Here is a 24,557-nt window from a genome sequence, read left to right on the forward strand (position 1 = left end):
CAGGGTTTCTCTTGGAGTGAAAGAATAATTTAAGAGGGCAAATAATATTATAGAGCGTTTAGAATAATCTGACCTTCTACGTAGAAGGTCGATGTCAGGGTTTCTTGACCATCGTTAATAAAGATTTCCAAACAGTTGGTGTCAACCAAGACCTCTAGCTCTGTTGCTTGAACCGTGACCGCTCGTCGAACGGTTGACCATTCCTCTTCACCAGCTTGCTGGATCTTGAGAGAGCTGCGGTCAATGTAGACTTCTTGTTTGGCTCTATCATAGCCAAATTGAAGATAGTCTTGGTCAGTTCCAAGTTTCAAGTCTAGACTATCGTCCAGTTTGAGGGAGAGCTTACTTGGTCCTTGAATAACTTGACCAATCTCCATGTCGTCAAAGCTGTTCAAGATACTTGCTGGCAAGACCTGTCTGAGTCCATTCTCACCTTGCTTAAGTAGACGAGGTAGGGTCATTTGACCATACCACTTATGTCCCAAGTCATTGGTTACAAGCGGACGTCCCCATGTATGCATCCAGGCAATCATGACACGTTCCCCTTCTGGACCTTCAGTCGTTTGAGCTGCATAGAAATCATGCCCATGGTCGATTTCCTTAAAAGAATCTGCCTCAAAGACTTTCTTGTCCCAGTCCACATGACCCGTCACAAAGATATTGGAATTGATATTGACAAAGTCATTGTCTTCTTTTTGATAGCGCATCGGCGAAACAATCAGGTATTCTTGACCATCTACTTCAAAGTAATCAGGACATTCCCAAACGTGACCTTGGTGGGCTTGGCCTTTTAAGAAGATAGACTCAAATTGCCAGTCCAGCAAATCGTCAGATCCTAGTAGGACAATACAGCCGACACCGTCTTTATGCTTGGTCGCTACAACGGAGTAATAGCGACCATCTTTCTCGAAAATCTTTGGATCACGGAAGTCATTGGCGATGACTTCTTCTGGTAGAAGTTCCTCCGTTGCGACAGGGTTCTGAGCGATTTTTTCAAAATGAATCCCGTCTGTCGAATAGGCCATGTTCTGCACCTGTCTGACAGAGCCATCTTCATTGACGATGTTGCCCGTGTACATGAGCCAGAGGGTATCGTATTTTACAATAGCAGAGCCCGAGAAACAGCCATCCTTATCGTAGTCCTTGTCTGGAGCCAGGGCAACTGGGAGATGTTCCCAGTTGACCAAGTCCTTACTTTTGGCGTGGCCCCAATGCATTGGTCCCCAAACACTTTCATAGGGATTGAATTGATAAAAGAGGTGGTATTCTCCTTTGAAATAGACAAATCCATTTGGGTCATTGATCCAGCCAATTTCTGGAACGAAGTGACGTTCTGGTCTAAAAGTCGGATCAAGGGTTACTTTTTCTGCTTGAATATATGCATTGGCTTTTTCAACTGTTTTCACAGGCAGCCTCCTTTTTGATTACTGATTTTCTTTGTATTGATCGTAGTATTTTTGCTTGATAGCTAACCAGTCAGACAGACCGTAGCTTTCCAATTCTTTCAAATAGCTATCCCATTCTTCTTCAATGCCGCCGTTCACAATCCATTCTGCACGTTTGCGGTAGATGAAGTCGTTCATATCTGCTTCAACTTGAGCAATCTTATCCAAATCTTCTTGTTCCATGAAGACACGAGGGTAGATATCGTCATTTGTCACATAGTCAAGATAAGTAGCGTGCATCAAATCCAAACGCCATTTGGCATCATCTGGCATGGTGGTCACTGTACCGTAGTATTCATCAAGAATAGCAAGCGGTCCACCAACTTCTGTCTTCTGACGCAATTCGCCTGGAGCAGTACCGTTCAATGGTAGGTGTTTGAGGCTATTAGTTGCTGTGTCAAGTTCAAAGATATTTTGCTGTGTCTCATCTCCATAAGTACCCCAGTTGTTTTGGACAGATTGGAGCGGAGCGTATTGGGCATCAATCCACTTGGCTGTCAATTCCAAGTTTTTATTAGCTGATGTGATGACCATGCGGTCACGTTGGAAGCCCATACCGTTTGTACGAGTGATGTGCTTGGTTCCATCAGGACCTGCCAAGACTGGCAAGATGTCATAGGTATCGTTCATTCCTGTCACATTTGCCTTATCCCAAGTAAAGTAAACACCGTAGAGATTTTCACTTCCTTTAGAGATGTAAGTGTTCCAATCTTGTTCGAACGCTTCAGGATCTAGAAGACCTTTTTCTTGAAGGGTACGCATAAATTCAACACCTTCTTTGTAGTCTTCATTGTCCGCTGTGAAGTCAACAGTTCCGTCATTGCTGACAACTAAGTGGTCATCATTATCACCGACACCGAATGCACCAAAAAGAATTTTGAAGTCCTCATTTCCTCCACCATTGATGAAGCCCATTGGAATTTCATCCGCCTTGCCGTTTCCGTTTGGATCCTTGGTCTTGAAGGCTTCAAGGACCTTAATCAAGTCGTCCGTTGTTTTTGGCATTTCAAGACCGAGTTTGTTCAACCACTCTTTGTTAATCCAAGCGATATCGTTAACGGTGTGAATTGATTCCTTACCTTCACCTAACTCTTCAATCCATGGGAATGAGTAGATATGTCCGTCTGGAGCCGTAATCATTGAACGGTATTCTGGGTTCTCATCAAGAATTTTCTTGAGGTTTGGCATATGCTCATCAATCAAGTCTTCAACTGGTACGATAACCCCTTGCTTCGCCCAGTTCATCAATTCCACATCAGAAGCCCCGTCATTATGAATAGCATCTGGCAAATCACCTGAAGCAATATCTAAGTTCCGTTTTTCACCAAAGTCTGACTGATAATTTGTCCAGTCAATATGAACGCCTGTTTCCTCTTCTAATCGCTTGAAAATTAATTTTTCATTCGGATCTGCTGGAGCTAAGGGCGAACTTGCAGTCATAAACTTAAGCGTAACTGATTTTTCCAAAGGGAACTGAACATCCTTTAATTCATAATCAGGGCTTGATGCGGTATTTTTTGAACCACAAGCAGCCAATAAAACGGTACTTGCAAGAAGCGTAACAACTGTTTTTCCAAATTTGTGTTTCATCAGAAACAACCTCCTATTTTGTTTTCTTAAAAATAATTGATACTTATACTCAATGAAAATCAAAAACAGACTAGGCGACGCTGATGCAGATAGAACTGAAGTTCATCAAATCAAGTCAACAACGTCTGATTTTGATTTTCGAAGAGTATTATTAACCTTTTAATGAACCAGCCATAATACCCTTATCAAAGTATTTCTGGAAGAATGGATACATGACAATGAGTGGCAAGCTAGAGATGACAATAGTCGCATACTTGATCATTTCTGCGATTCGTTTCATTTCATTCATAGCAGCCTGGGCCCCAATCATGTCCTTAGCAGGCTCACTTTGAATGAGGATTTTCCGTAGCACGAGTTGGAGTGGTTCCAAGTCTGGATCCTTAATGTAAATCATGGCATCGAAGTAAGAATTCCATTGACCGACAAAGGCATAGAGGAAGAGGACAAACATAATCGGTTTTGCCAGCGGGATCATGATTTTCCAGAAAATCTGAAATTCATTGGCCCCGTCCATTACCGCTGCCTCTACCAACTCATCTGGTAAGCCTTGGAAATAAGTTCGTGCCAAGATGATATTCCACACATTGACTGCACCAGGGATAATAATGGCCCAAACGGTGTTCAACATTCCCAAATCTTTGACCAAGAGATAGGTCGGAACAAGGCCACCACCAAAGAACATAGTGAAGACGAGGAAGGCATTGATCCATTTTTTCCCGACCAAATCCTTCTTAGAAAGGGGATAGGCAGTCATGACCGAAATGGCTACAGTCACAAAGGCAAAGGAGAAAGAATAAAAGAGGGAGTTGAAAAATCCACGTAGGATAGACTTATCTGAAAATACCCGTTGGTAGCCTTCTACTGTCCAGTCCTTTGGATCAAAGCTAATTCCCTTGCTGACCAAGGCCTGTGGGTCCATGAAGGAAGCTACTAGGATGTAGACCATGGGCACAACTGTTATGAGAACAAGAAATGCCAGCAAGATTTTATTGACAATCAGCATTCGCTTGTCAAATTTTGTGTACATTTGTGTATTCATACGAACCTCCTATAAGCCTTGTCCGTCGTTGATGCGTTGGACAATCTTATTGACTGCAATCAGCAGGATAATATTGATAAAGGCATTGAACAAACCAACCGCTGTTGAATAAGAGTAGTCACCTGACACCAAACCGATTTTATAGACATAGGTTGAAATAATTTCAGAGCTGGTTAGGTTGAGGGAGGTCTGCATCAGAAAGGCTTTTTCATAGCCAACGTTCATGATGCCCCCAGCTGCCAGGATAAATTGAATGACCATGACTGGTTTCAGTGCAGGCAAGTCAATGTGCCAGATTCGTTGGAAGATGTTGGCACCGTCTAGTTTAGCCGCTTCAATCAAGGCTGGATCAACATTGACCAAGGTAGCTGTGTAGAGCGTTGATGCCCAGCCCATTCCCTGCCAGATACCACTTAAGATATAGAGCGGTCTGAAGAAGTCTGGGTCTGTCAGGAAGTTGGCCTCAATACCAAATAGACTAAGGATTGAGTTGACTGGTCCTCCTACTGAGAAGAAGAGGAAAATCATACCAACGATAACAACGACTGAGATAAAGTTTGGAGCATACAGCACCAACTGAATCCGTTTTTTAGCCTTATCACTCAATAGTTGGTTGAGCATAATTGCCAAAATAATGGGTGGGAAAAATCCTAATAGTAGACCGTAGACACTCAATTTCAAGGTGTTGGCAAGTAAGGTGCCGAAATTGGGAGAAGAAAGAAACTTGGTAAACTCTTCAAACCCAATCCACTCACTACCAATCACCCCTTTTAAAGGATTATAATCTTTAAAGGCAATCAAGACCCCGTACATGGGGATGTAACGGAAGATGAAAGTCAAGACCAAGCCTGGTAGTAACATCAGTAACAAGAATTTCTGTTGCTTGATTCGATCCAAGAGCCCAGCTTGTTGCAGTTTTGATGTTTTCATAAGAACTCCTTTTTGAAACGTTTCAAATTTATTGATTTTAGAAAGAGGATGTGAACCTCTTTTTTTGAAACGTTTCATTTTTCTTGTAAAAATAAAACCAACTGTTTATTGATGATTTTATTTTATCATTGTAACCGTTTTCTGTCAATCCCTATTTTTAATTTTTTGTAGTTTTTCCTTCAAGATAGGAAATCGGTAGAGTGACTTGTAGGGGGCGCTCTCTTTTCTCAATAATATCAATTAGACAGGCAACGGCTTCCTGGGCCATAGCCTCCAAAGGTTGTCGAATGGTGGAAAGTTCTAAAGAACGTTCACTTGCCAACTGAATTCCGTCATAGCCGATCACCTGCACATCTTCTGGAACCCGTCGTCCCAGTTTTTCCAAGACAGCAAGAGTATCTAGGGCTACAAAATCATTGATGGTGAAAATGGCGTCAACCTGTGGATTTTTAAGCAAAAAGGCTTCGACTTGATCGACAAAGTCATCATATGGCTCTTCCAAGTCCAAGACCTGACAAGGAAAACCTGCCTCTACAATCCGTTTTTCAAAGTACAATCTGCGCTTCTTGGTTTCATTGATTGTTTTATTGTGCCCGCCGATAAAGGCAAAATGGCGACCTCCTTTTGCAATCAAGGTATCCGCTGCCAGTTCCGCACCAGCTTGGTTGTCCGAGCTGACACAAGGGATAGCCTTGTTTTCATAGGTGCGGTCGATACTGACGAATGGGATGTTAGAAGATAAGTAATCCTCGATTGGACTGTAGGTGATGGCAATGATGCCGTCCACCTTATTTTGCTGGAGCATAGTTAGGTAGTCTAGTTCCCGCTTGGGTCCTGAGATATTGCAGAGCAAGAGCTTGTAGTTCTTCTTGCTCAGGGCCACTTCGACATGGTAAGCAAACTCTCCAAAAAATGGATGCCAGACTGTTGGAATAATCAAGGCAATGGTTTCCGTCCTGTTCTTTTTCATCCCACGTGCATAAACATCTGGGATGTAATTTAATTCCTGAATGGCAGCCTGAACTTTTTCAAGTGTGCTTTCCTTAATACCAGGCTCCTTATTAATAACTCGAGAAACCGTTCCAACACTGACACCAGCTAGTCTTGCTACATCTTTCATAGTAATTGATTTTTGCTCTTCCATAGTTTGCTCCTTTCTATTTCGTTTTTTGAAACGTTTCAATATTTTATATTAGAATACCATTGATAACGTTTTCTGTCAAGAAAAAATAGACCAGCCTTGCCAGTCTACATCTTCTTCTTTGGGTGTTTGTCAATGACTTCTGGGTGATTATCCAGAGCAGCTCTGCCTTTTTCCGTCAGGGCATAGCCACGGACAGCAAAGTAGGGAGCTAGTTTTTCTTCTGTCAAGTGGTCCTTGAGGGCAGTGTCTAGGTCGGCCGCCTTCATCTTGGAAAGACCGGTCACGCCTTCTGCCTTGAGGATATTCTTCTTGGCAGTGGAGGTGATGTGGTCCAGCGAATCAAAGGCTGACTCTAAATAAACATAGCCATCCGCCAACAACTTTTCCATGTGGGCAGGGCCATTGATGCCGTAGATGTACTCAAAATACTTGGAATAGGGCGTCGTAGTTGTAAAGGTACCAAAATTGACACGCCAGAGGAGGATAATGTCCCCTGCCAGCAGACCTTCTTCTAGCCGAATCATATTGCGTTTGGGAACGGGCTTGGCCTCCAAAAGCCAGGCTGCCAGGTCACGTTCAGGGGAAATATAGGGCTTGACCTCATGGTCTTTGTACATTTCTTCAATCCGATTCTGAATTGACATTTATTTTACCTCTTGTACTGCGTAATAGTTGCCTTCTTCGTCGCTAAAGTTGAAAGTTTTCATAAATCCAAGATCCATAACTGGGTTGGCATTGACACCGCGTTCGATAAATTCTTGGTAGGTTTTTTCAACATCTGCAGATGCCATCAAGATGGATGGGATACCAAGAAACATCTCTGGATGCATTTCAGCAACTGCTGCCTTATCATGAAGAACAAATTGAACATCGCTATCTACTTTTGGCGCGATAACATAAGAAACTTGCGGACCTTGTTCTTGGCGTTCTACACGCTCAAAGCCAACTTTTTCATTCCAGAATTTTGCGGCTGCTTCAGGATTATTGACATACAGCATAACCTGTCCGATTGATTGAATCATTTTAAATACCTCTTTTGTGTTGTACGAATATCTGTTCAGACCATTATACACTAGGTAGGGATATTTTCAAAAGAAAAACGACTCTTAGAGCCGTTCAAAACCTAGGAAACGTGTCCCCTGAAAATGCAGGCTGCCTACATCTCCCTCTGCCAAGAGGGCATACTCGTCTGAGCGTACACGGAACTCCTGCCGTCTTCCCTCCCATTCAAACGTTACATAATAATTGGTTCGTGCTACTTCGTTACCAAAAACATGAGTTCGTTTTGAGACAAGCTTGGCCCTGTAGGATTCTTTTGGGGCCTGATTGTTATGGTGCCATTCCATAAAATTTTTAATAATATGGAAACAAACCGTCGCTAATATGATTGCAGAAAAACTGTAGAAAAGGACCATATGCCATACTAGGCTTCCATCTGGGGCAAACAAGTTCTCAAACATCATTATTCTCCTTTTTGCATTTGTAAATATAGTATATCATATTGTTGAATTGGATACACTTTTTATACTAGATAAAAATTGAAAAAATCCATATTTCATGGTAGAATGAGCATAATTTTGAACCAGACAAGAAAGGATTTTCTATGAAAAAAATACTAGCTCTTGCTCTAGCTTCGAGCATCTTGCTAACTGCCTGCACAAACAACTCGACAGCTAATAGCTCATCTTCTACAGCATCTAGCTCTAGTTCAAGCTCGACTACGACAGCTGATACAACTGCTTCTAGCCAATATGCCAAAGATTTGGCATACGCCATTAACAATCCTAAAGCTACATTCCCCCAACTTTCCAATGAAATTGGTGAAAATGAGGCTGCTGTTAAAATAAAAACAACCGAAGGCGACATCACTATAAAACTCTTCCCCGAGCAAGCTCCACTAACTGTGGAAAACTTTCTGACCCATGCCAAGGAAGGATACTATAATGGAACGATTTTCCATCGTGTCATTAAAGATTTCATGATTCAAGGTGGCGATCCTCTTGGAAATGGTACTGGTGGAGAGTCTATCTGGGCCGGAAAAGATACTACTATCGATGCTGGAAATGGTTTTAAAGACGAGATTTCAGCTTTCCTTTATAACATTCGTGGCTCACTTTCTATGGCAAATGCTGGTGCAGGAACAAATGGAAGTCAGTTTTTCATCAATCAAAATACAACAGACATGTCTAGCCAACTTTCTAGTTCTAGCTATCCTGGTAAAATCATCGATGCTTATAAAAACGGAGGCAACCCAAACTTAGATGGCAAGCATACCGTATTTGGTCAAGTCATCGAAGGGATGGACATCGTAGATAAAATCGCTTCCGTCGAAACAGATGATAGCGATAAACCTAAAACAGATGTAAAAATTGAGTCTATTGAAATTCTGAAAGATTACACCTTTTAAAAAAGAAACAGAGTGCCCACCTCCTGTCGGAGAGTAGGCACTCTGTTTCTTTTATCACGTGAAAGCCAGTTACTGTTTGCTAGGGTCTTTCAGCTTACTCTTACTCTATAAAGAAAAATTATCGGTATTCGGAAAGAAGAAAACAATCATCCCTAAGTAACAAAAGGAAGACGAAAGACATAAATTGGAGATTATATTATGAAAACAGGGGTGTCAACTGTTTTTCACGAGTTTAAAGACATTATTTAAAGAAGCCAAGCTAGGTTAAATTCTCTTATAACTTTTACGCGACGGCTTCATTTTTCCGCAGCATTTCTTTAACAATATAGCCAAAAAGATAAATGAAAGAGGTATTCCAATAAATAGAGGGATGTACTTGACTGGAAGGTCCGCGACTTGCTTCACTTCTGCTTCCATTATCTCCGCTTTGTATGGGATACGATGTCCCCTAACCAAAATCCTGTGGCTATTTACCATATAAGGTGTGCAAGTCACCAACGTGACATAATCCTGTCCTTCAACAATCTGTAGGCTACTAACGTCACTTGGATCAACAACTTGAATCTTGTCTACTTGGTAGGCATGAATTTCAGACTCTTTGAGCTCAATATAAAATCTATCCCCTTCAACCAGGTCTGGTAAGTCTGTAAACAATTTAGCTTCGGTCAAGCCACGATGTCCAGAAATAACCGAATGCGTCGATTCTCCACCGATGGGGAAGGAGGTCCCTTCTAAATAGGTTGCACCACGCGCGAGAAAGTCCTCCCTGGTTTGGTCAAAAATAGGCAATCTGATTTGGATTTTAGGGATAGAAATAACGCCCAAAACATGGTCTTCATAGACCGTTTTTAAATCTTCAACTTTTTTGGCCTCTTCGGAGAAAGGATCAAATCCGGGAGAGATATTTTGATAGGCAAATTGCTTATTTTTTGCCTCCATTTCGGCTAATTTTTGTTGATATTCCTCGGTACTTTTTTTATTTGCTTGCTGCTGGTAATGTTGAATGATTTGTTGGTTCATCAAGTCATTCAAACTATTTCTAATGAATGGATAGGAGAGAATGCCAATACCACAGGCCAGAACGACCCCCATAACAGTATCCACTATTTTTCTTTTTGTATTTTTCTTGGTTCGCTCCATATTCTCCCCTGTTCATTATCATTATGCTGCTTTACGACGAGACACAAAATAGGTACCTGCAAGAGCGATCATTACAGCTCCAAGTGCAACGAAAAGAACAATTCCTGTACCACCTGTAGAAGGAAGGAAACCTTTCGGTGTATTGACGAGTTTATGCGGAGCTCCTGTAGTAGTCGTATAAGAATTAGCTGTTACTTCAAATTGAGTGTAGGCTGCCATACCAGTCGGTAAAGCGTAGCCCTCTGGAGCTTTTGTTTCTTGAAGTTGGTAGGTACCATATTCGAGACCTTTTACATCCACAATTCCTGTTGAATCAGTTGTATATTTTGTTGCTTCTTCATAAGAAGTAACCCATTGACCACCCTCGGCACTTGCTTTGAAGTATTCTGCAGAATCAGTAGTATTTTTGCGAACGACGAATTCTGCTCCCTCAAGAGTTTTAGCCTCATTGTTCACGTCAACTTTTTTAAACTTATAACCACCTGTTTTTACTGTTTCAAAATCTTCTGGTGTTTCTTTGTCCCATTTATTGATACCTGTAGTACCATCGTTACCAAAAATTGCTTTTGCAGTATTGACGATGCCTGTATCAATATATTGGAGGGAATGAATCTTCATTTGATAGCTAAAAGCAATTTCTTTATTGGCATGACTTGCTAATTTTTCAATACCTGCTTCTGTTAATTTCGTTGTGACAGTGGTTTTACTACCTTGTTCTGCTACTGTTACAGTATAGTCCTCAGTTGCTACCAATACAGGACCGTCTGCCACTTTTACTGAGTAAGTAGCTGGTTCATTGATAAAGACAAGTTGGTCTGTTTCAAAACTATCTACAAATTGGAAAACATTGTACAATTTTTTAGCTACACCATCGACTAATTTGGTTGCAGCGATGTCTGCTGGGATGGTGGTTTTTAATTTATAATCAATGGTTTGTCCAATAGAGAAATCTGTTTGTTTTGCACTATTTTTTTGACTGGTAATATCTTTGTCAAACGGTGTATCTTTTGTGATATTCTTTGGATAGAGGTGAATGGATGTCAATACCGTATCATTTGTTCCCTGTTTATAGATTGGAAGGCTTACCACCAGATTATCAGCAACAGTTGTTACCCCTTCGCTCGCTTGTTCTACAAAAAGATATACTGCATTACGGCCAGAAGATTTGGCATTAAGGCTGAATGTAGTACTGCCATCTGGACCTGTTGTTTGAGTTGCAGATGCAACCTTTCCTGATGGAGCTACTCCAGCTGTTCCTTTGACAGTGGCAACCGCATCATTTACCGCCTGTGATACTGACTTTGTCGCAACAGAGGCATCATAGGCTGCATAATATTCTGTCGTTACATCATAAACATCAAAGGTAATTCCAGGAAGAAAGTTAAAATCTCCTGCTAGAATTTCACCTGTATTGGTAATCGTACCTGTATAGTCCTTTACCTTATGTAATGTAATTGATACTTTTTCTGTTTCGTCAGCCGACACAAACGGTGTCAGTAAACTGCTAAACGTACTCACTAAAAGAGTCGCTAGTAATGCAAAAAACTTAAACTTTTTCATTATATTTCTCCTTTTTAGACGAGCATCTGCTCCTATTCATCATAATGGATGATACTAAACATAATAATCCGATAACTGCTAACGATGTTGTTGCTGTCCCTGTTTTAGGAAGCTGAATCCGAGGTTTTTCAACATTATATATCGATAAAATCGGCCCTTTCGTAAAAGTAGAGGTAGAGATAGTAAATGTAATCGGCTTTTCATTTAAGATGTAGCCTGATGGCGCTTGTATCTCACTTAGAAGATAGGTGCCATAACTCAATCCCTTTATCTCAAAATGACCTTGGGCATCGGAAGTCAGTTGAACAACATCCTTTTCCTCAGGGGCTACCTTTTCAAATTGATACCTACCTTCCTTATAGGTAAGGATTGTTTGATTAACAGGATGCTTAATAATAAATTTTGCATTGGCTAAGGGAGCCTTGTTTCCGCCTGCCTTTTGCTTGATAAATCGAAAACCGCCTGTTATCACCTGTTCCCTATCAACTAATGGAGTTAGATCTCCAGGATAGAGAGTTGCTGTATTTATCAATGGTTGATCTATTGCAGCTTCATCGGTAATAACCATATTGTAGGTAAGATCTAGTGTTTTTCCGCTAAACTGAGCGAGTTTTGCAATATCAAACGATAGTTTAAAACGATTTTCTGACTGGCTGATTGACTCTATGAGACCCGCTTGTTCCTGTCCATCAATCGAGACTCTCAGACTTTCACTGATAAATTCCAAACCTACATCATAAACATCTTCTAATTCATAACTTACTAAGTTTACAATATCTTGTGGAAGAATAGTAGACAGACGGTAATGAATGGGTTCTCCCAAACTGTAACTGTCCCTCTTTCCATCTATTGTTTTATCAAAAGTAAAGGTTCCCTGTGATTTGGGATAAACCGATATTTGAGACCGCTCTTTCCCTTGATCATCTAACAGGGGTAATACTACTACAAGCGGCTCCATAGGTGTGACTGCAACAGGTGTTACCCTTTCCCTGATGAGGTAGACCGCCGGGTGGTCTCTACTTATTTTTTCTACAGTAAAATAAGCCTTTCCTTTATCGTCCGTTACAGCCTGACCTACTTTCTCACCTTGGACATTTTGTGCCTTACTCAATGTTTCCTGCACCTCTAGTCTCGATAAGGATTTCAAGTGGACCAGGTCGTAAAATTCATTCGTAACATCAACAATTTCCAAGTATGCCCCTGCTACTGGACTTCCTGATTTGTATTGAGTATCTGTTACTGGATAAATCAGACGATTGACCTCAATGGTGACCTGCCCTTGCTCTTGTGCAAAAATCCTAGTATTCTGCCCAATAAGCCCTGCTGTTGCAATGATGATCACAAAAAGCCATTTGACAAATCGCTTTCGTGTGAAAAAGAGTAAAGCAAGAATCGTCAGACTGCCACCAATGACGATATAGAGTACAATCCCATTCCCACCTGTAATGGGTAACATTGACTTCCGCTTATTATAGACTGCTAAAGTACCTTTGTAGATAGTGTCGTCTGCCCTAGTAAATTCAAACGGCCTCGAATCTTCTTCTCCATCTGCTTTCGTATAAGTAATATTGATACCATCTGTTTTGGATGTGGTTATCGTAAAGTAACCTTCTAAACGTATAAAACCATCAATCGTCTGACTTTCAACTAAATAATAGGTTTTATCAGCTTTTAGAATATCCTTTCCAAAAACAATTTTTCCTTCTGAATTTGTTCTGACTCTTGCCAACTCTCCAGAAAAAGTATCTCCATTACGTGTTGAATAAAGTTTGAATTCAACATTCTCAAGCGGTCTTTGGAATGTAGAGGATTTTTTCTCCAAGAATAACTCAAAATCCTTAGGTTGATTCGTAACGGTTGTTGTATCAAAGATATAATTATGATACACTTGGTCAACTTCCAGCCCCTCACGATATGCTACTACAAAACCATCTTCATTTGGATAATATTGCTGACCAAGTTGGTAACCTACCGGAGCTTGTTTTTCCTCCCATCGATACCGCCCAGCAGCGAGATTTGGAATGCTGATTTTTCCTTCTAGATTCGTAGTGAATTCTGCTTTCCCACTATAGCTGATAGGAATCCATTCAGAACCAACTTTTTCCTGTAAGGCAAAAACAGCTCCTTGCAAGGCAGCATTGGTGTCGCTACCTTTTTTCTCTAAGTTGATTTGGAACAATCGTTCATTTCTTTGACTAGCCGTATAGCTGTATTTATTATCGGCTACAGTAGTAAACGCTCCACTCAGAATCGTTTTAGAATTGTATCCATTCGGTACGGACACTTCTTTCCAAAAGAGATTCGGTACATCTGGAAAATACTGGATGCTGATTTTTCCATCTTCTCCAATTTGCTCAGAGACCTGGCCATCTGCCCCTATAGAATAGGATTTGCCAGATAGAAATTGTTTGGCCTCGCCCTCTATTCTTGTCCAATCAAAGCCAGTGTTATCTGCCTTGATTTTCAGATAATGTGAGATGTCATTTTCAATCTTTGAAATGACAAAGGGCACATCATTTATCGCCTGACCCGTATCTGCATCCGTTTTTATTAATTCAAGTTGATATAATTTTTTATTTGTAGCTGTATAAACAAAGGCATTTTCTTTGAGAGATTCCGCATAATTAACAACAAAACCATCTTCATTTGGATAATATACCTGATCAAGCTGGTAGCCCTCAGGAGCTGCTATTTCTTTCCAACGGTAGGTCCCTTCTGTTAATTGCGAGAGTTTCAAAATCCCCTCTTCTCCAACTACACCTTGATAGAATCGGTGTGAGCCTGTAGAAATCTGTGAAACTGTTCTTCCAGTCCTTGGGTTGTAAAATTCCAGAGGAGTCCACTCACCTGTATCAGGATTTTTCTTTTCAATTTCAAAGATAGCATCAGAAACTAAATTGCCATCCTGGTCTTCTTTCCTCAATTCAGCATTGTAATACGAGATTGGTAATTGCACCATTTGAACAGCCTGATTATTCAGGAAACCTCCTGTCGACCCCGAGAAGCCCCAGTAAACCGTATGATTTAGTTCTGAGATACCAAATACCTTTTCAAGGGAATAGTCACCTGTTCCGATTGAGACATCATAAGAGAGAACATCCGTACCATCTTTGGAGCGATCGTCGCTATATTCGATATTACGGGACCCCTCATGACCTTGCTTGTATATCGTATAATTCAAATTCCCTGTATTACTAGCAGTATCTGGTGTCCAAGTCACCTCAAGGCGATGCCATCTACCATCTGCTAAACTACTGGTTGGCCAGTTAGAAAGATTCCAACTGTAAGGATTAGTCTTATCCGCTACCTCGCCATCCCATCCCAGACTAAGCTTTATTTTATGCTTGTTAGCTGTTTTATCTGGCTCTTTATTGTAATTTGCTCGATTATTTTTAAAATCATTTAATAAATTTATGGCAATGTGACCGTACTGCGTATTGCTGTGGTTCTCATTGTAGATAATCGAAGTCAGGTCATTATCTGAATGTTGGGTAGTATTATTATCGTTGAAAAAGGTATCAAACTCCAATGTAATCCCATTTTCAACACCACGCCAAAAATCAACCATATTATTTTTTTCACTGCTGACGTTTGCGCTAAAGTTTGAACCATATACTCCCAAGCCGTTCCCCAGAGCACCGTAGGCATTTATTCCTGTATTGCTCAGGTCTCCCGAACCAATCTTATTCCCCGCTTGCATATCTGCAACGGATTTCTTGTCATTGTGCATCGTGAAGGTAATACCATCCGCACCACCGAGACCATTAAAATTCTTATCATATTGGGTTCTGTTCCCTAGATAAACATAACTAACCATCTGAAAGGGTTCGTTGAGCTTAATTTTATTCTCTTCCAAACTCCACATAACCCCTGATTGCCATCTGGCATCACGTGTGATGACGGCTACGGATGTATCAATATCCGTGACATAGGAACGATTTTTAGCCAACTTACCTGTCTGAACAGCATCATCGGATATTGAACCTGTATATATCAGCTGTGGATAATGAAACATATCCGCCATATCTACAGTGTTAGCTATAGCAGGAGGGGCAGGTAGGTCGCTGGCAACATAGTTGCTGTCTTTGGTAGGCCACTCACGCAAACTTTGGTCAGGAAAGTCCGTATAAGGACTCCATGCCACTGTTTCCAACGAGCCACTAGCTAAGGTTACAAAAACAACCAAAAGCCCTGCCAATAATTTCCTTAAAAACTTCATAGGCATCTCTCTTTCATTTATTTAAAAATCAAGAACATCACTATACTGTTTTCTTTCGACAATCTCCACTTTGTCTTTACGCAAACGTTTTCGTAAAGCATAATAACACATTTAAGATTAGCTGGCAAGCTTCCTGAAAAAGCTATCTAATCGCGGAAAAACCCTTATTTGTCCATGTTTTCAATGCATTTTTATACATTTTCATAAAAAAATTAAATAAAATTGATACCGATAACAATTTTAAAAATCTATTCAATTTGAGCCAAAATATAAAATACAACAATAAAAGTACCCCCATTGAAATACCTTGTATTCAATGAGCGTACTTTAACACTTTATATAAATTATTTTCTCTTATATAACCTTTTACATACCTGATAAAGAATAGGTACAGCAATGATTGTCGTAATTGCAGTGCCATAGGTTCCTAAAATCCTACCCAAAGCAGCTAAAAATGATGCTGATGGCGTTAGTCCACCGACTAAACTCCCCGTCAATGTGTACTTCAACAGATTCAAGATAATTTTTGTGAGGGCTGCAACTATCCCAACCAACATAATATTTGATAGACTATCGTTTGCCTGTAGGAATTTCTCATAAAATAAGTGTAGGACAAAACAGACAATGAGTGATTCTAGAATGGTAATCCAAACAACGGAAGCATATCCCGACAATAAATCAAAGATGCCTAGACCGAGTGAGGCTGCCAATGCCCCTTTTTTGGCACCAAAGATTAGTACTCCTACTACCACCAGAGCATTGCCTAGATGGACAAATTGGCTCCCAAAAGGAATACGAATAAAGAAGACAACCACACAAATAAGGGCTGCAAATAGGCTAATTTCTGTTAATTGACGCAATTGATTCTGTTTCATAATTTCTCCTTTAATGTTTGAAATGCCTGCTGTAATGTTGCTAGAAAAGGTTCAAAGGAAATCCCAAATTTCAAGTCTCTATCCAAAGCAAGAGTACGTTCTAAACTCTTATCGATAAAATCTAAAGCTAGAGGGATGGCTTGATGGAGATTGATTTGTTGGATGGTTGCTACAGCCAACAAGGTAGATAGAATGTCACCTGTTCCAAAGAAATTTGCTGGATATTTTTTAGACATATAGGTAGTTATTTCCCCTGTTTCCTGCTGAAAATAGGCTACACCTATTTGGCTATCATCAAAGGAAACCCCTGTCAGTACAATATCTGCTGATACCTGCTCTGCTAAAGCTTCCAGTAAGTCCTCAATAGCCGCCCTATCGTAGCAAGCTCCCAAATAATCCCTCCCTGTCAAAAAAGCTGCCTCTGTTACATTGGGGAGAATGAGCTTGGCCGACTGAATCAATGCTTTCATGGCTTCTACATAGGTAGGGGTGAAACCTGTATACAACTTCCCTCCATCCCCCATGACCGGATCAACAATCAACGGTGTCTCTGTTTGTTTAGCATACATAGCCAACTGACTTAGCTGCCGATGATTTCTACAGTAGCCAGACAAGATGCCTGCCAACTCTAAATTCAAGTTCTTCCACTGTTCAAAATAGGCTCGATTCAAGTCAGTCATATCTTCAACGACAACATCTGGAAAACCACCCGTATGAGAAGAAAGTAGTACCGTTGGTAAAAGAATCGTTTCTACCTGACAGGCTGCTGCAATTGGGATGCTAGTGGCTAGGGCAACCTTGCCCACACCAGGTAAATCATTTGCAAGCAATAATCGCTGAACCATAACAACCTCCTAAATTATTTTTCTTAAACAAAATTGTAAAGTATTTTCACGAGCTTTTCAATAACTCTTATCATAAATTGTATGGGGACAGATGGCTGAAACCTTATAATATCGGGCTCAAATCACTGCATAAGAAAAACAGTAACAACTCTTTGCTACTGTCATCCTTTTCAATGTATTGTTGTCAAAATCTGCTTAATTTTTCTCCAGAAAGGCAATCAAGGTCTGGGCAGAGCGTTCTCCTGCTTGAATAATAAATTCATCAAAGGTGATATTGGCATCTCCCTGAGCTGTGTCACTCATGGCACGGATAACCAAGAATGGCTTACCTGTATTGACAGCTGCTTGAGCGATAGCTGCTCCTTCCATCTCTACGGCAAGGACTTCTGGAAAATGAGTTTTGATTGTAGCGATTCTCTCCTGACCTGCGATAAAACTGTCACCTGTCACAATCAGACCCACATGGCTAATCATTTCCTGCTCTGCTAAAACGGTTCTTAGCTGTTCTAACAAGACTTGGTCTGCTGGATAATACAATTCCTGCCCTGCCATTTGCCCGTAAGCATAGCCGAAAGCCGTCACATCCACATCGTGGTAAGCCAATTGATTCGCTACAACCACATCACCGATGGCAATACCTTCGGAAACAGCTCCTGCCGAGCCAGTATTAACAATGACATCAACTGAAAAACGATCTGCCAAAACAGCCACGGACATAGCTGACATAACCTTACCGATACCTGACTGAACAAGAACGACTTCATGTTGACCGATTCGTCCCTGATAGTAAGTTCGACCCAAGACATCGATTTCAGTTGCATCTTGTAGATGCTCGACCAAAATCTTTAATTCCTGAGGCATGGCTGCGATAATTCCAAATTTCATCTCTTCTCCTAAATAAATAATACTGCAATGATAAACATTATCAGTAAGATGATGACCCAAAAAAGGATTTTGTTTACCTTACTGCGGAAAGCTTCTCGCTTGATGGTTTCGATACGGCGACTTTTTACTACAGTAGGTTTGACCGGGATTCGGATCGTTTGTCCCTCTTCATATCCCTGATAATCTTCTTCTAGATATGGATCGAATAGAGCATCATCCATTGATATATCCTGGTTTGGACGATAGTGTCCAAACTGGCTAGATTGGTCGGAATACTGTTTCTTTTTCACTTTCTCTAAAATTTCATCCGTCAACAAGGGCTTGCCCATTGCTAGTTTCCTACTTTCTCATGAGTTGTAAATATTGGATAGCCATGATGGTCTTTGCATCACAAATATCGCCAGTAGCCACCAAGTTCAAAGCCTCTTCCAAGGTTACCTCATGTAATTCGATAACCTCATCTTCATCCATTGGACGAGGATTTTCAACCTTGATAAGGTTATCTGCTAAATAAAGGCGAATTCGTTCATTACAAAAACCGATAGCTGAGTAAAAGTCTGCCAACAAGGTCAGTTTGTCACTAGTATAGCCTGTTTCTTCTTCTAATTCACGCAAAGCAGCATCTTCAAGCGTATCTTCTTCGCCCAGCTCCAATTTCCCCGCCGGAATTTCATAAATAGTACGTTCAATAGCCTTGCGGTATTGTTTGACTAAAATCATTTTACCTTCTGGAGTGACGGCTAAAACGCAAACTGCTCCCTTGTGGAAAATGAGTTCGCGCTTACCAGTTCCACCATTTGGCAAGGCAACATCATCTACTACTACATCAAAAATGTGCCCTTTAAAAATTTCTGTCCGCTCAATGGTTTTTTCTTCAAAATTCATATGATTACCTATTTTTGACTTGGATGGAACGGAAAACGAGTCGCATAACCTTCTTTGTTTTCTTGACGACCACGACCAATACCGATGGCATCCTCTGGAATATCTTTTGTAATAACAGAACCTGCAGCCAACAAGGCATTGTCCCCAATAGTTACTGGTGCGATAATGGTTGAGTTAGAGCCAACAAAGGCATTATCTCCAACGGTTGTTTTAAATTTATTTTTACCGTCGTAATTGACAGTGATGGTGCCAGCACCAACGTTAACATTATTGCCAATCGTTGCATTTCCTAGGTAGGTCAAATGACCAGACTTCGTTCCTTGACCAAGTGTAGAGGCCTTGATTTCCACAAAGTTTCCAACGTGAACATCTTTTTTCAAAAGACTACCTGGACGAATATGGGCGTATGGTCCTACCGTCACCCCTTCTTCAATGACAGATTCTTCAATGTCTGAGTTGCTGATAACTACATCTGCTGCAATTTTCGCATCGCGTACACGAGTACCATTGGTTAAGACAGTGCGTTCACCAATCACCGTTTGACCTTTCAAGACAACATTAGCTTCGATAACAGCTTCTGCGCCAATCTCAACATCAATATCAATATAGGTAGCATCTGGGTTGATAAATGTCACACCATTGACCATGTGTTTTTCATTGATTCGTTTGCGCATCACAGCTTCTGCAGTCGCAAGAGCGACGCGATCATTGACACCCAAACTTTCATCAAAATCACGCAATACATAGGCACCAACCTTTTCGCCTGCCTGACGGAAAATCGAAATAACATCTGTCAGATAGTACTCACCTTGGGCATTGTCCGTATTAATATCTTTAAGCGCTTCAAAAAGACGTTTATTATCAAACAAATAGGTTCCTGTATTGATTTCTTTCACTTGTTTTTCAAAATCGTTGGCATCTTTTTGCTCAACAATTTTTTGCACTTCCCCATCAGCATTGCGAATAATCCGACCATATCCGAATGGGTTATCAGCCTGAGCTGTCAAGATAGTCGCAACATTCTTGTGGCTGACATGGAAGTTAATGAGGTTCTTCAAGCTTTCTCCTGTAATCAGCGGTGTATCCCCTGCGATAACAAGGGTCTGACCTTCCAAACCTGCAAGAGCTGGCTCAGCCATCATAACGGCGTGGCCTGTCCCCAACTGTTCAGATTGAAGGGCAAACTCTGACTGCTCTTCGAGAACAGTCTGCACCAATTCTGCCTTGTGACCGACAATGGTTACAGTCTTAGCGGGTTCCATAGCATCTACAGCCCGTTTGACATGCTCCAACATGGTAATTCCTGCCACTTTGTGTAAGACCTTTGGCAAGTCAGACTTCATGCGAGTTCCCTTACCCGCCGCTAGGATAATTGCATAGTTATTGCTCATAGTTTTCTCTCTTTTCAATGATATACTCCTATTATAGCAAATTTTGGTGTTTTTGGAAAATAGCGGAAGAAGTGAAAGAGAACTCGATAAAATGCAAAGCATCCCTCTCACTTCCAAACATCTAGTCTGGGCTAACTATAGTTCCTGAATGATGTAAACCGACTACCGCCAACTTCCCAACTTTTTCCTCGCTTTTCTCTTTCTAGGTTTAGGCTGAAACACTTCACTGAATAGCCTAAAACCACTGGACTGTTTTGATGCCAGGTTCAAGGAAGATGCTACAATCTAGGATAGAAAAAGGAGCCTGAGCTCCTTAGAATATTAGATGAAGACCTCGTTGACCATCTTCTCTTGCTTTCTCTGTCAAGGCTTTAAACTCTTCCCAAACAGGGCGTTCTTGGTCTATAAAACGGAGATTGGCACCTGGAAGACTAGCATTAGAAATGGTCTGCACAAAGCCTGCCAAACTATTTGCCAAAGCCACTCCTTCCTTACTAGCCACATCTTCCTTGGCAACAAGCAAGACCGACTGCAACTTCCCTGTCTTCTCTTTGCCAATCTCCTCCTCTTTTCCAGCAAGAATAGAAGAAAGCTGGTCCAATAAATTGATGACACGTTCCTTATTCATAGGAACCTCCTTGTTTAATTTTATATTATTATAATATAAACGACTTAAAATAAACAAGCAAGGATCTAATTTTTAGGGTAAACCAATTCAAATTCTTCACAGACGACCAGCATATCTTCTGAGAAGGACAGGCCTGCTTCTGCCAGCCAGATAGTGAAAAGTTCTTCATGGACCTGTCGCCAGTGGATCAGACTTTTCGCTTTTATGTCAGACAAGTCACCTTCCTGACGGAACTCGCCCTCCTTATAGGCATGTTCTTCCGTCACTTGGGAAAAGGGCGTCACATAGACCTTGGTGGTCTGGATAATGCACACAGCCTGACCTTGTCCGTCCAGAATGATGTCATAGCCACCAGCTCTTGGAATGTCTTCTCCCTCTACTGCGTAGAGGGCATGAGCAGAGCTGGTCGAGGTTTTGATGCCTCTAGCCACCAAGTCAGCCAGTCGATCAGCTTCCGCCCCAAAGGCCCAGGCCTCCGGCTCAGGACCTGCTTGGGAATTGATGGCAAGAAATTCTTGCCAGAGTTGTGTTGGGGTCATGGTTTTTCCTTTCTAGAATACCATTCTTCTCTCGTCAATAAACTCACTCGTTCGGTACGAACTTCATCAATGAGTGGGAAATGCACATCTTCCAAGAGGTATTGGTATACAAAACCCAGCTTTTCTTGTACACGCAGAGACTTGCTATTTTCTACAAAAGCACAGCACCAAATCTTATCTAAACTCAACTGGGCAAATCCGTAATCCAGTAAAACTTGACTAGCTTCTGGAATGAGACCTTGTCCCCAAAATCCCTGTCCAAGCCAGTAGCCCAGTTCTGCTTCTGAATCTGGCAAATCAAGACCGCTCTGTTTGCCAATCATCAGGCCAATGCTGCCAATGACCTGTCCTGTTTCTTTCAGGACTAAGGCATAGGTTTCGGGTTGGCTGAGGACTGTCTTGATAATCTCTCGACTTTCTTCCAGACTTTGATGAACTGGCCAACCCGCTGCGGGTCCCACATCTGGATTACTGGCCTGAGAAAATAAGTCAGTTGCGTCTGTTTCACCCCAAGGCCAGAGCAAAAGACGATTGGTTTCTAGAATCATAATACTCCTCCCTACTTCAAACTCCAGCCACCGTCAATAGTGACAATCTGCCCTTGCATGGAAGCGAGTTTGCCAGTAGCCAGCATGAAGGTCAGCTCTGCGATTTCGCTGGGCTGTGTCCAGCGTCCGATAGGGGTCTGGTCTGCCACCCAGTCTGCTAGGCCACCAGGCTCAAAGTCCTTCTGGGTCATGCCTGTCTGGACAGCACCAGGAGCGATGCCGAAGACCTGGACCTTGTCCTTGGCATAGTCCAGTGCCAGCTGCTTGGTAAAACCTGCCAAAGCGTGCTTGGAGGCGGTATAGGCAGAGCCTCCTCCACCTGCTAGGTTGGAGGCAATGGAGCACATATTGATAATAATACCCGACTGTCTGTCCACCATTTGCTGCAGGTAGGGGCGGGTTAGGCTGGTCACCGCAAAAAAATTAACCGCGAAGATGCGAGCTAATTCATCCTCCGCAATATCGAGGTGGGGGCGGTAATCGTCTAGAATGCCTGCGGTGTTACAGAGGACATCAACTGTCTGGCACCATGAAAAGACTGGGCTTAAATCGCCAGTCAGGTCCAGCTGTAGAAAGTGGAAATCACCTGCTAAATCAGGCTTGCTGGCCTGGTCAATCCCGTACACACGCCAGCCATTTTCCAAAAAAATCTCTGCCTGCGCAAGGCCAATGCCACTGGAAACGCCGGTGATGAGAGCTGTCTTAGTCATGGACTTCTACCCAGTCGGTCGCAAGGACGTCGCAAGGGGTCGGGCTCCACATGGAGAAGCCTTCGCCCTCGCCCGTCACGTTGATGAGGAAGTAGGGCGTCGCCTCCAGCTTTTGCCCGTGGACCTCAATGGTGTCAAAGAGCTGGACGTAGTTCTCCGCTCCGCCCCAGCCTGTGCGAACGTACTTTTTCTTGGCTTTCAAGCCTGGTAAAATCTCTTCAAATGTCATGGTTTTCTCCTTTATTATCTATAAACGTTGATTTAATAGGCTTTTCAATGAGCCTATGAGTTCTAAAATATAAATTTGTTCACCTTTTTGTGGACTTATAAAGAATTTATGGCTTTTTCGTAGTAAGAAACAGCCTCTTTTTCTTTGTCCATGGAAAGGTGTCCATAAATGTCCATGGTCATAGCTAATGTTGCATGACCTAGGCGGTATTGTAATTCTTTATAGCTGATACCAGCATTTAGCAATAAACTAGCGTGAGTGTGTCGGAAAGCGTGAAAGGTAAATCTAGGAATACCAATTTCAGTAATGCGCCTATCTAGGCTTTCCTGTCTAGTAGCCATATTTTGATATTCCTTTAGTGGTGTTGAAAATACCACAGCAGAAACACGCGCCCCAGTCTCTATAAACGTTTGGCGCTGTCTATTCTTATAGAGCCTTAGGAGGTTGATTGTTTTCTTGTCTATGCTTATGACCCTTACCCCTGCTTTGCTCTTTGGCGTACCAATTAACTTTAATAACCTACTGTAATTCTTGGTTATGCTGATAGTACCGTTATCTAGGTCAATATCAGACCATTCTAGGGCTACTACTTCCCCAAATCGACAACCAGTAGCAAGTAAAACACTGTATAAGACATAATCAAAGAAATAACTGAATTTCTTATTGGCCAGCTTTTCCATGTAAACCATTAACGCTTTTAAATCTTCTGGAGCTATGAACTTAATAGCCTTATTTTCCTTTTTTGGTACTTTAGGCAACATGACATCACGCGCAGGGTTGAATGGCAAGAGTTGGAGGGACACACCATACTGTAAAACACGCCGATTGATTGAATGGACAACGCTATAATGAACCAACTCACTAGATAAATCATTGATAAAGCCTTGTATATAGCTGACAGATAGTTTATTTAATCTTAAAGCACCAAATACTGGTATTAAGTGATTATAGAGCATTCTCTTAGTGGCTATGAATGTTTGAGGCTTTACAGTAAGCTGATAGCTTTCTAGCCATAACTCAGCCAATTCTTGATAATTCTTTATTGGCACAACTTTAGTAACCGTGTAGCCATTAGAAATAAATTCATCTTGCGCGTGCTTTGCTTTCTGCTTAACCTCTTTTCTTGTCCTACCTGTTACGCTTGTTTTAGCTTTCTTCCCTGTTACCTGGTCAGTACCTAAGTAAACATTAGCACGGTACACAATCGCACCGTTTTTCTTTTTGACTTCTGTAATTTTCACGATATGAACCTTTCTAAACATCAGCAGGCAAGCCGTTATTAAAAAGATTTTGAGTTATTAGGTTTATATCATGCTGAGGCTTACGAGAATAGCCCTATTTTCGTTTGTTTTGGATAAGTTGATAATTTATATACTTGAGGGATAGAATGCGATTATGGGCGTTTTAGGGGCATATTTGGACAATCATAATTTTATACCTTTTAACAGGTCATAAAATGAGCGGTAAACTACTAAGGTAGGTATAGATTTTGTAAAGGTAGCTAGAGTTTAAACCAAGCGCAGAATACTAAAAAATACTAATTTTGCT

24 protein-coding genes are annotated in these 24,557 nt (G+C 41.4%); 1 reads left to right on the forward strand and 23 read right to left on the reverse strand.

Annotated features, from left to right (window positions below):
- Positions 1-47: 47 nt before the first annotated feature.
- From K5Q34_RS04285 to K5Q34_RS04320, 8 genes are all read right to left on the reverse strand, one after another.
- Entirely contained in the window at positions 48-1,406 is a 1,359-nt protein-coding gene (locus K5Q34_RS04285) for a glycoside hydrolase family 32 protein (RefSeq protein WP_221864565.1), read from the reverse strand.
- 18 nt (positions 1,407-1,424) lie between these two features.
- On the reverse strand, positions 1,425-3,035 hold the full coding sequence (locus K5Q34_RS04290; RefSeq protein WP_208546685.1) for an ABC transporter substrate-binding protein: 1,611 nt from the start codon (positions 3,033-3,035) through the stop codon (positions 1,425-1,427).
- A 151-nt stretch (positions 3,036-3,186) separates the two neighbouring features.
- Positions 3,187-4,074 carry a carbohydrate ABC transporter permease gene (locus tag K5Q34_RS04295; RefSeq protein ID WP_023369721.1) on the reverse strand — a complete coding sequence of 296 codons (888 nt, stop codon included), beginning with the start codon at positions 4,072-4,074 and terminating at the stop codon, positions 3,187-3,189.
- A 9-nt stretch (positions 4,075-4,083) separates the two neighbouring features.
- Positions 4,084-5,004 (reverse strand): sugar ABC transporter permease, encoded by a 921-nt coding sequence (locus K5Q34_RS04300; RefSeq protein WP_221864566.1) that lies wholly within the window; start codon positions 5,002-5,004, stop codon positions 4,084-4,086.
- Positions 5,005-5,161: 157 nt separating this feature from the next.
- Positions 5,162-6,148, reverse strand: a complete 987-nt coding sequence (locus tag K5Q34_RS04305; protein WP_205028650.1) for a LacI family DNA-binding transcriptional regulator — start codon at positions 6,146-6,148, stop codon at positions 5,162-5,164.
- 104 nt (positions 6,149-6,252) lie between these two features.
- Positions 6,253-6,792, reverse strand: a complete 540-nt coding sequence (locus K5Q34_RS04310; RefSeq protein WP_105121810.1) for a hypothetical protein — start codon at positions 6,790-6,792, stop codon at positions 6,253-6,255.
- Complete coding sequence (locus K5Q34_RS04315; protein ID WP_024407510.1) at positions 6,793-7,170, reverse strand: VOC family protein; 378 nt, start codon at positions 7,168-7,170, stop codon at positions 6,793-6,795.
- Positions 7,171-7,254: 84 nt separating this feature from the next.
- Positions 7,255-7,608 (reverse strand): DUF2500 domain-containing protein, encoded by a 354-nt coding sequence (locus K5Q34_RS04320; RefSeq protein ID WP_205028649.1) that lies wholly within the window; start codon positions 7,606-7,608, stop codon positions 7,255-7,257.
- Between the two features lie 143 nt (positions 7,609-7,751).
- On the opposite strand from K5Q34_RS04320, the gene K5Q34_RS04325 reads away from it, so the two are divergent.
- Entirely contained in the window at positions 7,752-8,555 is an 804-nt protein-coding gene (locus K5Q34_RS04325) for a peptidylprolyl isomerase (RefSeq protein ID WP_029171894.1), read from the forward strand.
- Between the two features lie 264 nt (positions 8,556-8,819).
- Here the strand turns inward: K5Q34_RS04325 and K5Q34_RS04330 are convergent, their stop codons facing one another.
- From K5Q34_RS04330 to K5Q34_RS04400, 15 genes are all read right to left on the reverse strand, one after another.
- Complete coding sequence (locus tag K5Q34_RS04330) at positions 8,820-9,695, reverse strand: class C sortase (RefSeq protein ID WP_208546686.1); 876 nt, start codon at positions 9,693-9,695, stop codon at positions 8,820-8,822.
- Positions 9,696-9,716: 21 nt separating this feature from the next.
- Positions 9,717-11,255, reverse strand: coding sequence for a SpaH/EbpB family LPXTG-anchored major pilin (locus K5Q34_RS04335; protein WP_105136309.1), 1,539 nt, complete (start codon positions 11,253-11,255; stop codon positions 9,717-9,719).
- Positions 11,242-15,474 carry a SpaH/EbpB family LPXTG-anchored major pilin gene (locus K5Q34_RS04340; protein WP_221864567.1) on the reverse strand — a complete coding sequence of 1,411 codons (4,233 nt, stop codon included), beginning with the start codon at positions 15,472-15,474 and terminating at the stop codon, positions 11,242-11,244. Before K5Q34_RS04340 ends, K5Q34_RS04335 begins: the two co-directional genes overlap by 14 nt.
- A gap of 344 nt (positions 15,475-15,818) precedes the next feature.
- Entirely contained in the window at positions 15,819-16,349 is a 531-nt protein-coding gene (locus K5Q34_RS04345) for an ECF transporter S component (protein WP_221864568.1), read from the reverse strand.
- Complete coding sequence (locus K5Q34_RS04350) at positions 16,346-17,194, reverse strand: pyridoxamine kinase (RefSeq protein ID WP_221864569.1); 849 nt, start codon at positions 17,192-17,194, stop codon at positions 16,346-16,348. The genes K5Q34_RS04345 and K5Q34_RS04350 overlap by 4 nt, the downstream gene beginning before the upstream one ends.
- 195 nt (positions 17,195-17,389) lie before the next feature.
- Positions 17,390-18,079: a 5'-methylthioadenosine/adenosylhomocysteine nucleosidase gene (locus K5Q34_RS04355; protein WP_105134058.1), complete on the reverse strand. Its 690-nt coding sequence runs from the start codon at positions 18,077-18,079 to the stop codon at positions 17,390-17,392.
- Positions 18,080-18,087: 8 nt separating this feature from the next.
- Positions 18,088-18,408, reverse strand: coding sequence for a cell wall synthase accessory phosphoprotein MacP (macP, locus tag K5Q34_RS04360; protein ID WP_002936700.1), 321 nt, complete (start codon positions 18,406-18,408; stop codon positions 18,088-18,090).
- Between the two features lie 10 nt (positions 18,409-18,418).
- Positions 18,419-18,964: an NUDIX hydrolase gene (locus K5Q34_RS04365; protein ID WP_004194850.1), complete on the reverse strand. Its 546-nt coding sequence runs from the start codon at positions 18,962-18,964 to the stop codon at positions 18,419-18,421.
- An 8-nt stretch (positions 18,965-18,972) separates the two neighbouring features.
- Positions 18,973-20,355, reverse strand: coding sequence for a bifunctional UDP-N-acetylglucosamine diphosphorylase/glucosamine-1-phosphate N-acetyltransferase GlmU (gene glmU / locus K5Q34_RS04370; RefSeq protein WP_105119494.1), 1,383 nt, complete (start codon positions 20,353-20,355; stop codon positions 18,973-18,975).
- A gap of 313 nt (positions 20,356-20,668) precedes the next feature.
- Positions 20,669-20,983, reverse strand: coding sequence for a hypothetical protein (locus tag K5Q34_RS04375; protein WP_221864570.1), 315 nt, complete (start codon positions 20,981-20,983; stop codon positions 20,669-20,671).
- Positions 20,984-21,048: 65 nt separating this feature from the next.
- Complete coding sequence (locus K5Q34_RS04380; protein ID WP_205028642.1) at positions 21,049-21,522, reverse strand: ASCH domain-containing protein; 474 nt, start codon at positions 21,520-21,522, stop codon at positions 21,049-21,051.
- Complete coding sequence (locus tag K5Q34_RS04385; RefSeq protein WP_208546693.1) at positions 21,519-22,070, reverse strand: GNAT family N-acetyltransferase; 552 nt, start codon at positions 22,068-22,070, stop codon at positions 21,519-21,521. Before K5Q34_RS04385 ends, K5Q34_RS04380 begins: the two co-directional genes overlap by 4 nt.
- Positions 22,071-22,081: 11 nt before the next feature.
- A complete protein-coding gene (locus tag K5Q34_RS04390; protein ID WP_208546694.1) occupies positions 22,082-22,780 on the reverse strand; it encodes a 3-oxoacyl-ACP reductase in 699 nt (232 codons plus the stop codon).
- Complete coding sequence (locus K5Q34_RS04395) at positions 22,773-23,009, reverse strand: DUF2829 domain-containing protein (protein WP_004194840.1); 237 nt, start codon at positions 23,007-23,009, stop codon at positions 22,773-22,775. Before K5Q34_RS04395 ends, K5Q34_RS04390 begins: the two co-directional genes overlap by 8 nt.
- Positions 23,010-23,104: 95 nt before the next feature.
- Positions 23,105-24,250: a site-specific integrase gene (locus tag K5Q34_RS04400; protein WP_172115141.1), complete on the reverse strand. Its 1,146-nt coding sequence runs from the start codon at positions 24,248-24,250 to the stop codon at positions 23,105-23,107.
- Positions 24,251-24,557 lie beyond the last annotated feature (307 nt).

The sequence above is a fragment of the Streptococcus sp. 2018110 genome (assembly GCF_019754115.1).
Taxonomy (GTDB): Bacteria; Bacillota; Bacilli; order Lactobacillales; family Streptococcaceae; genus Streptococcus; species Streptococcus hashimotonensis.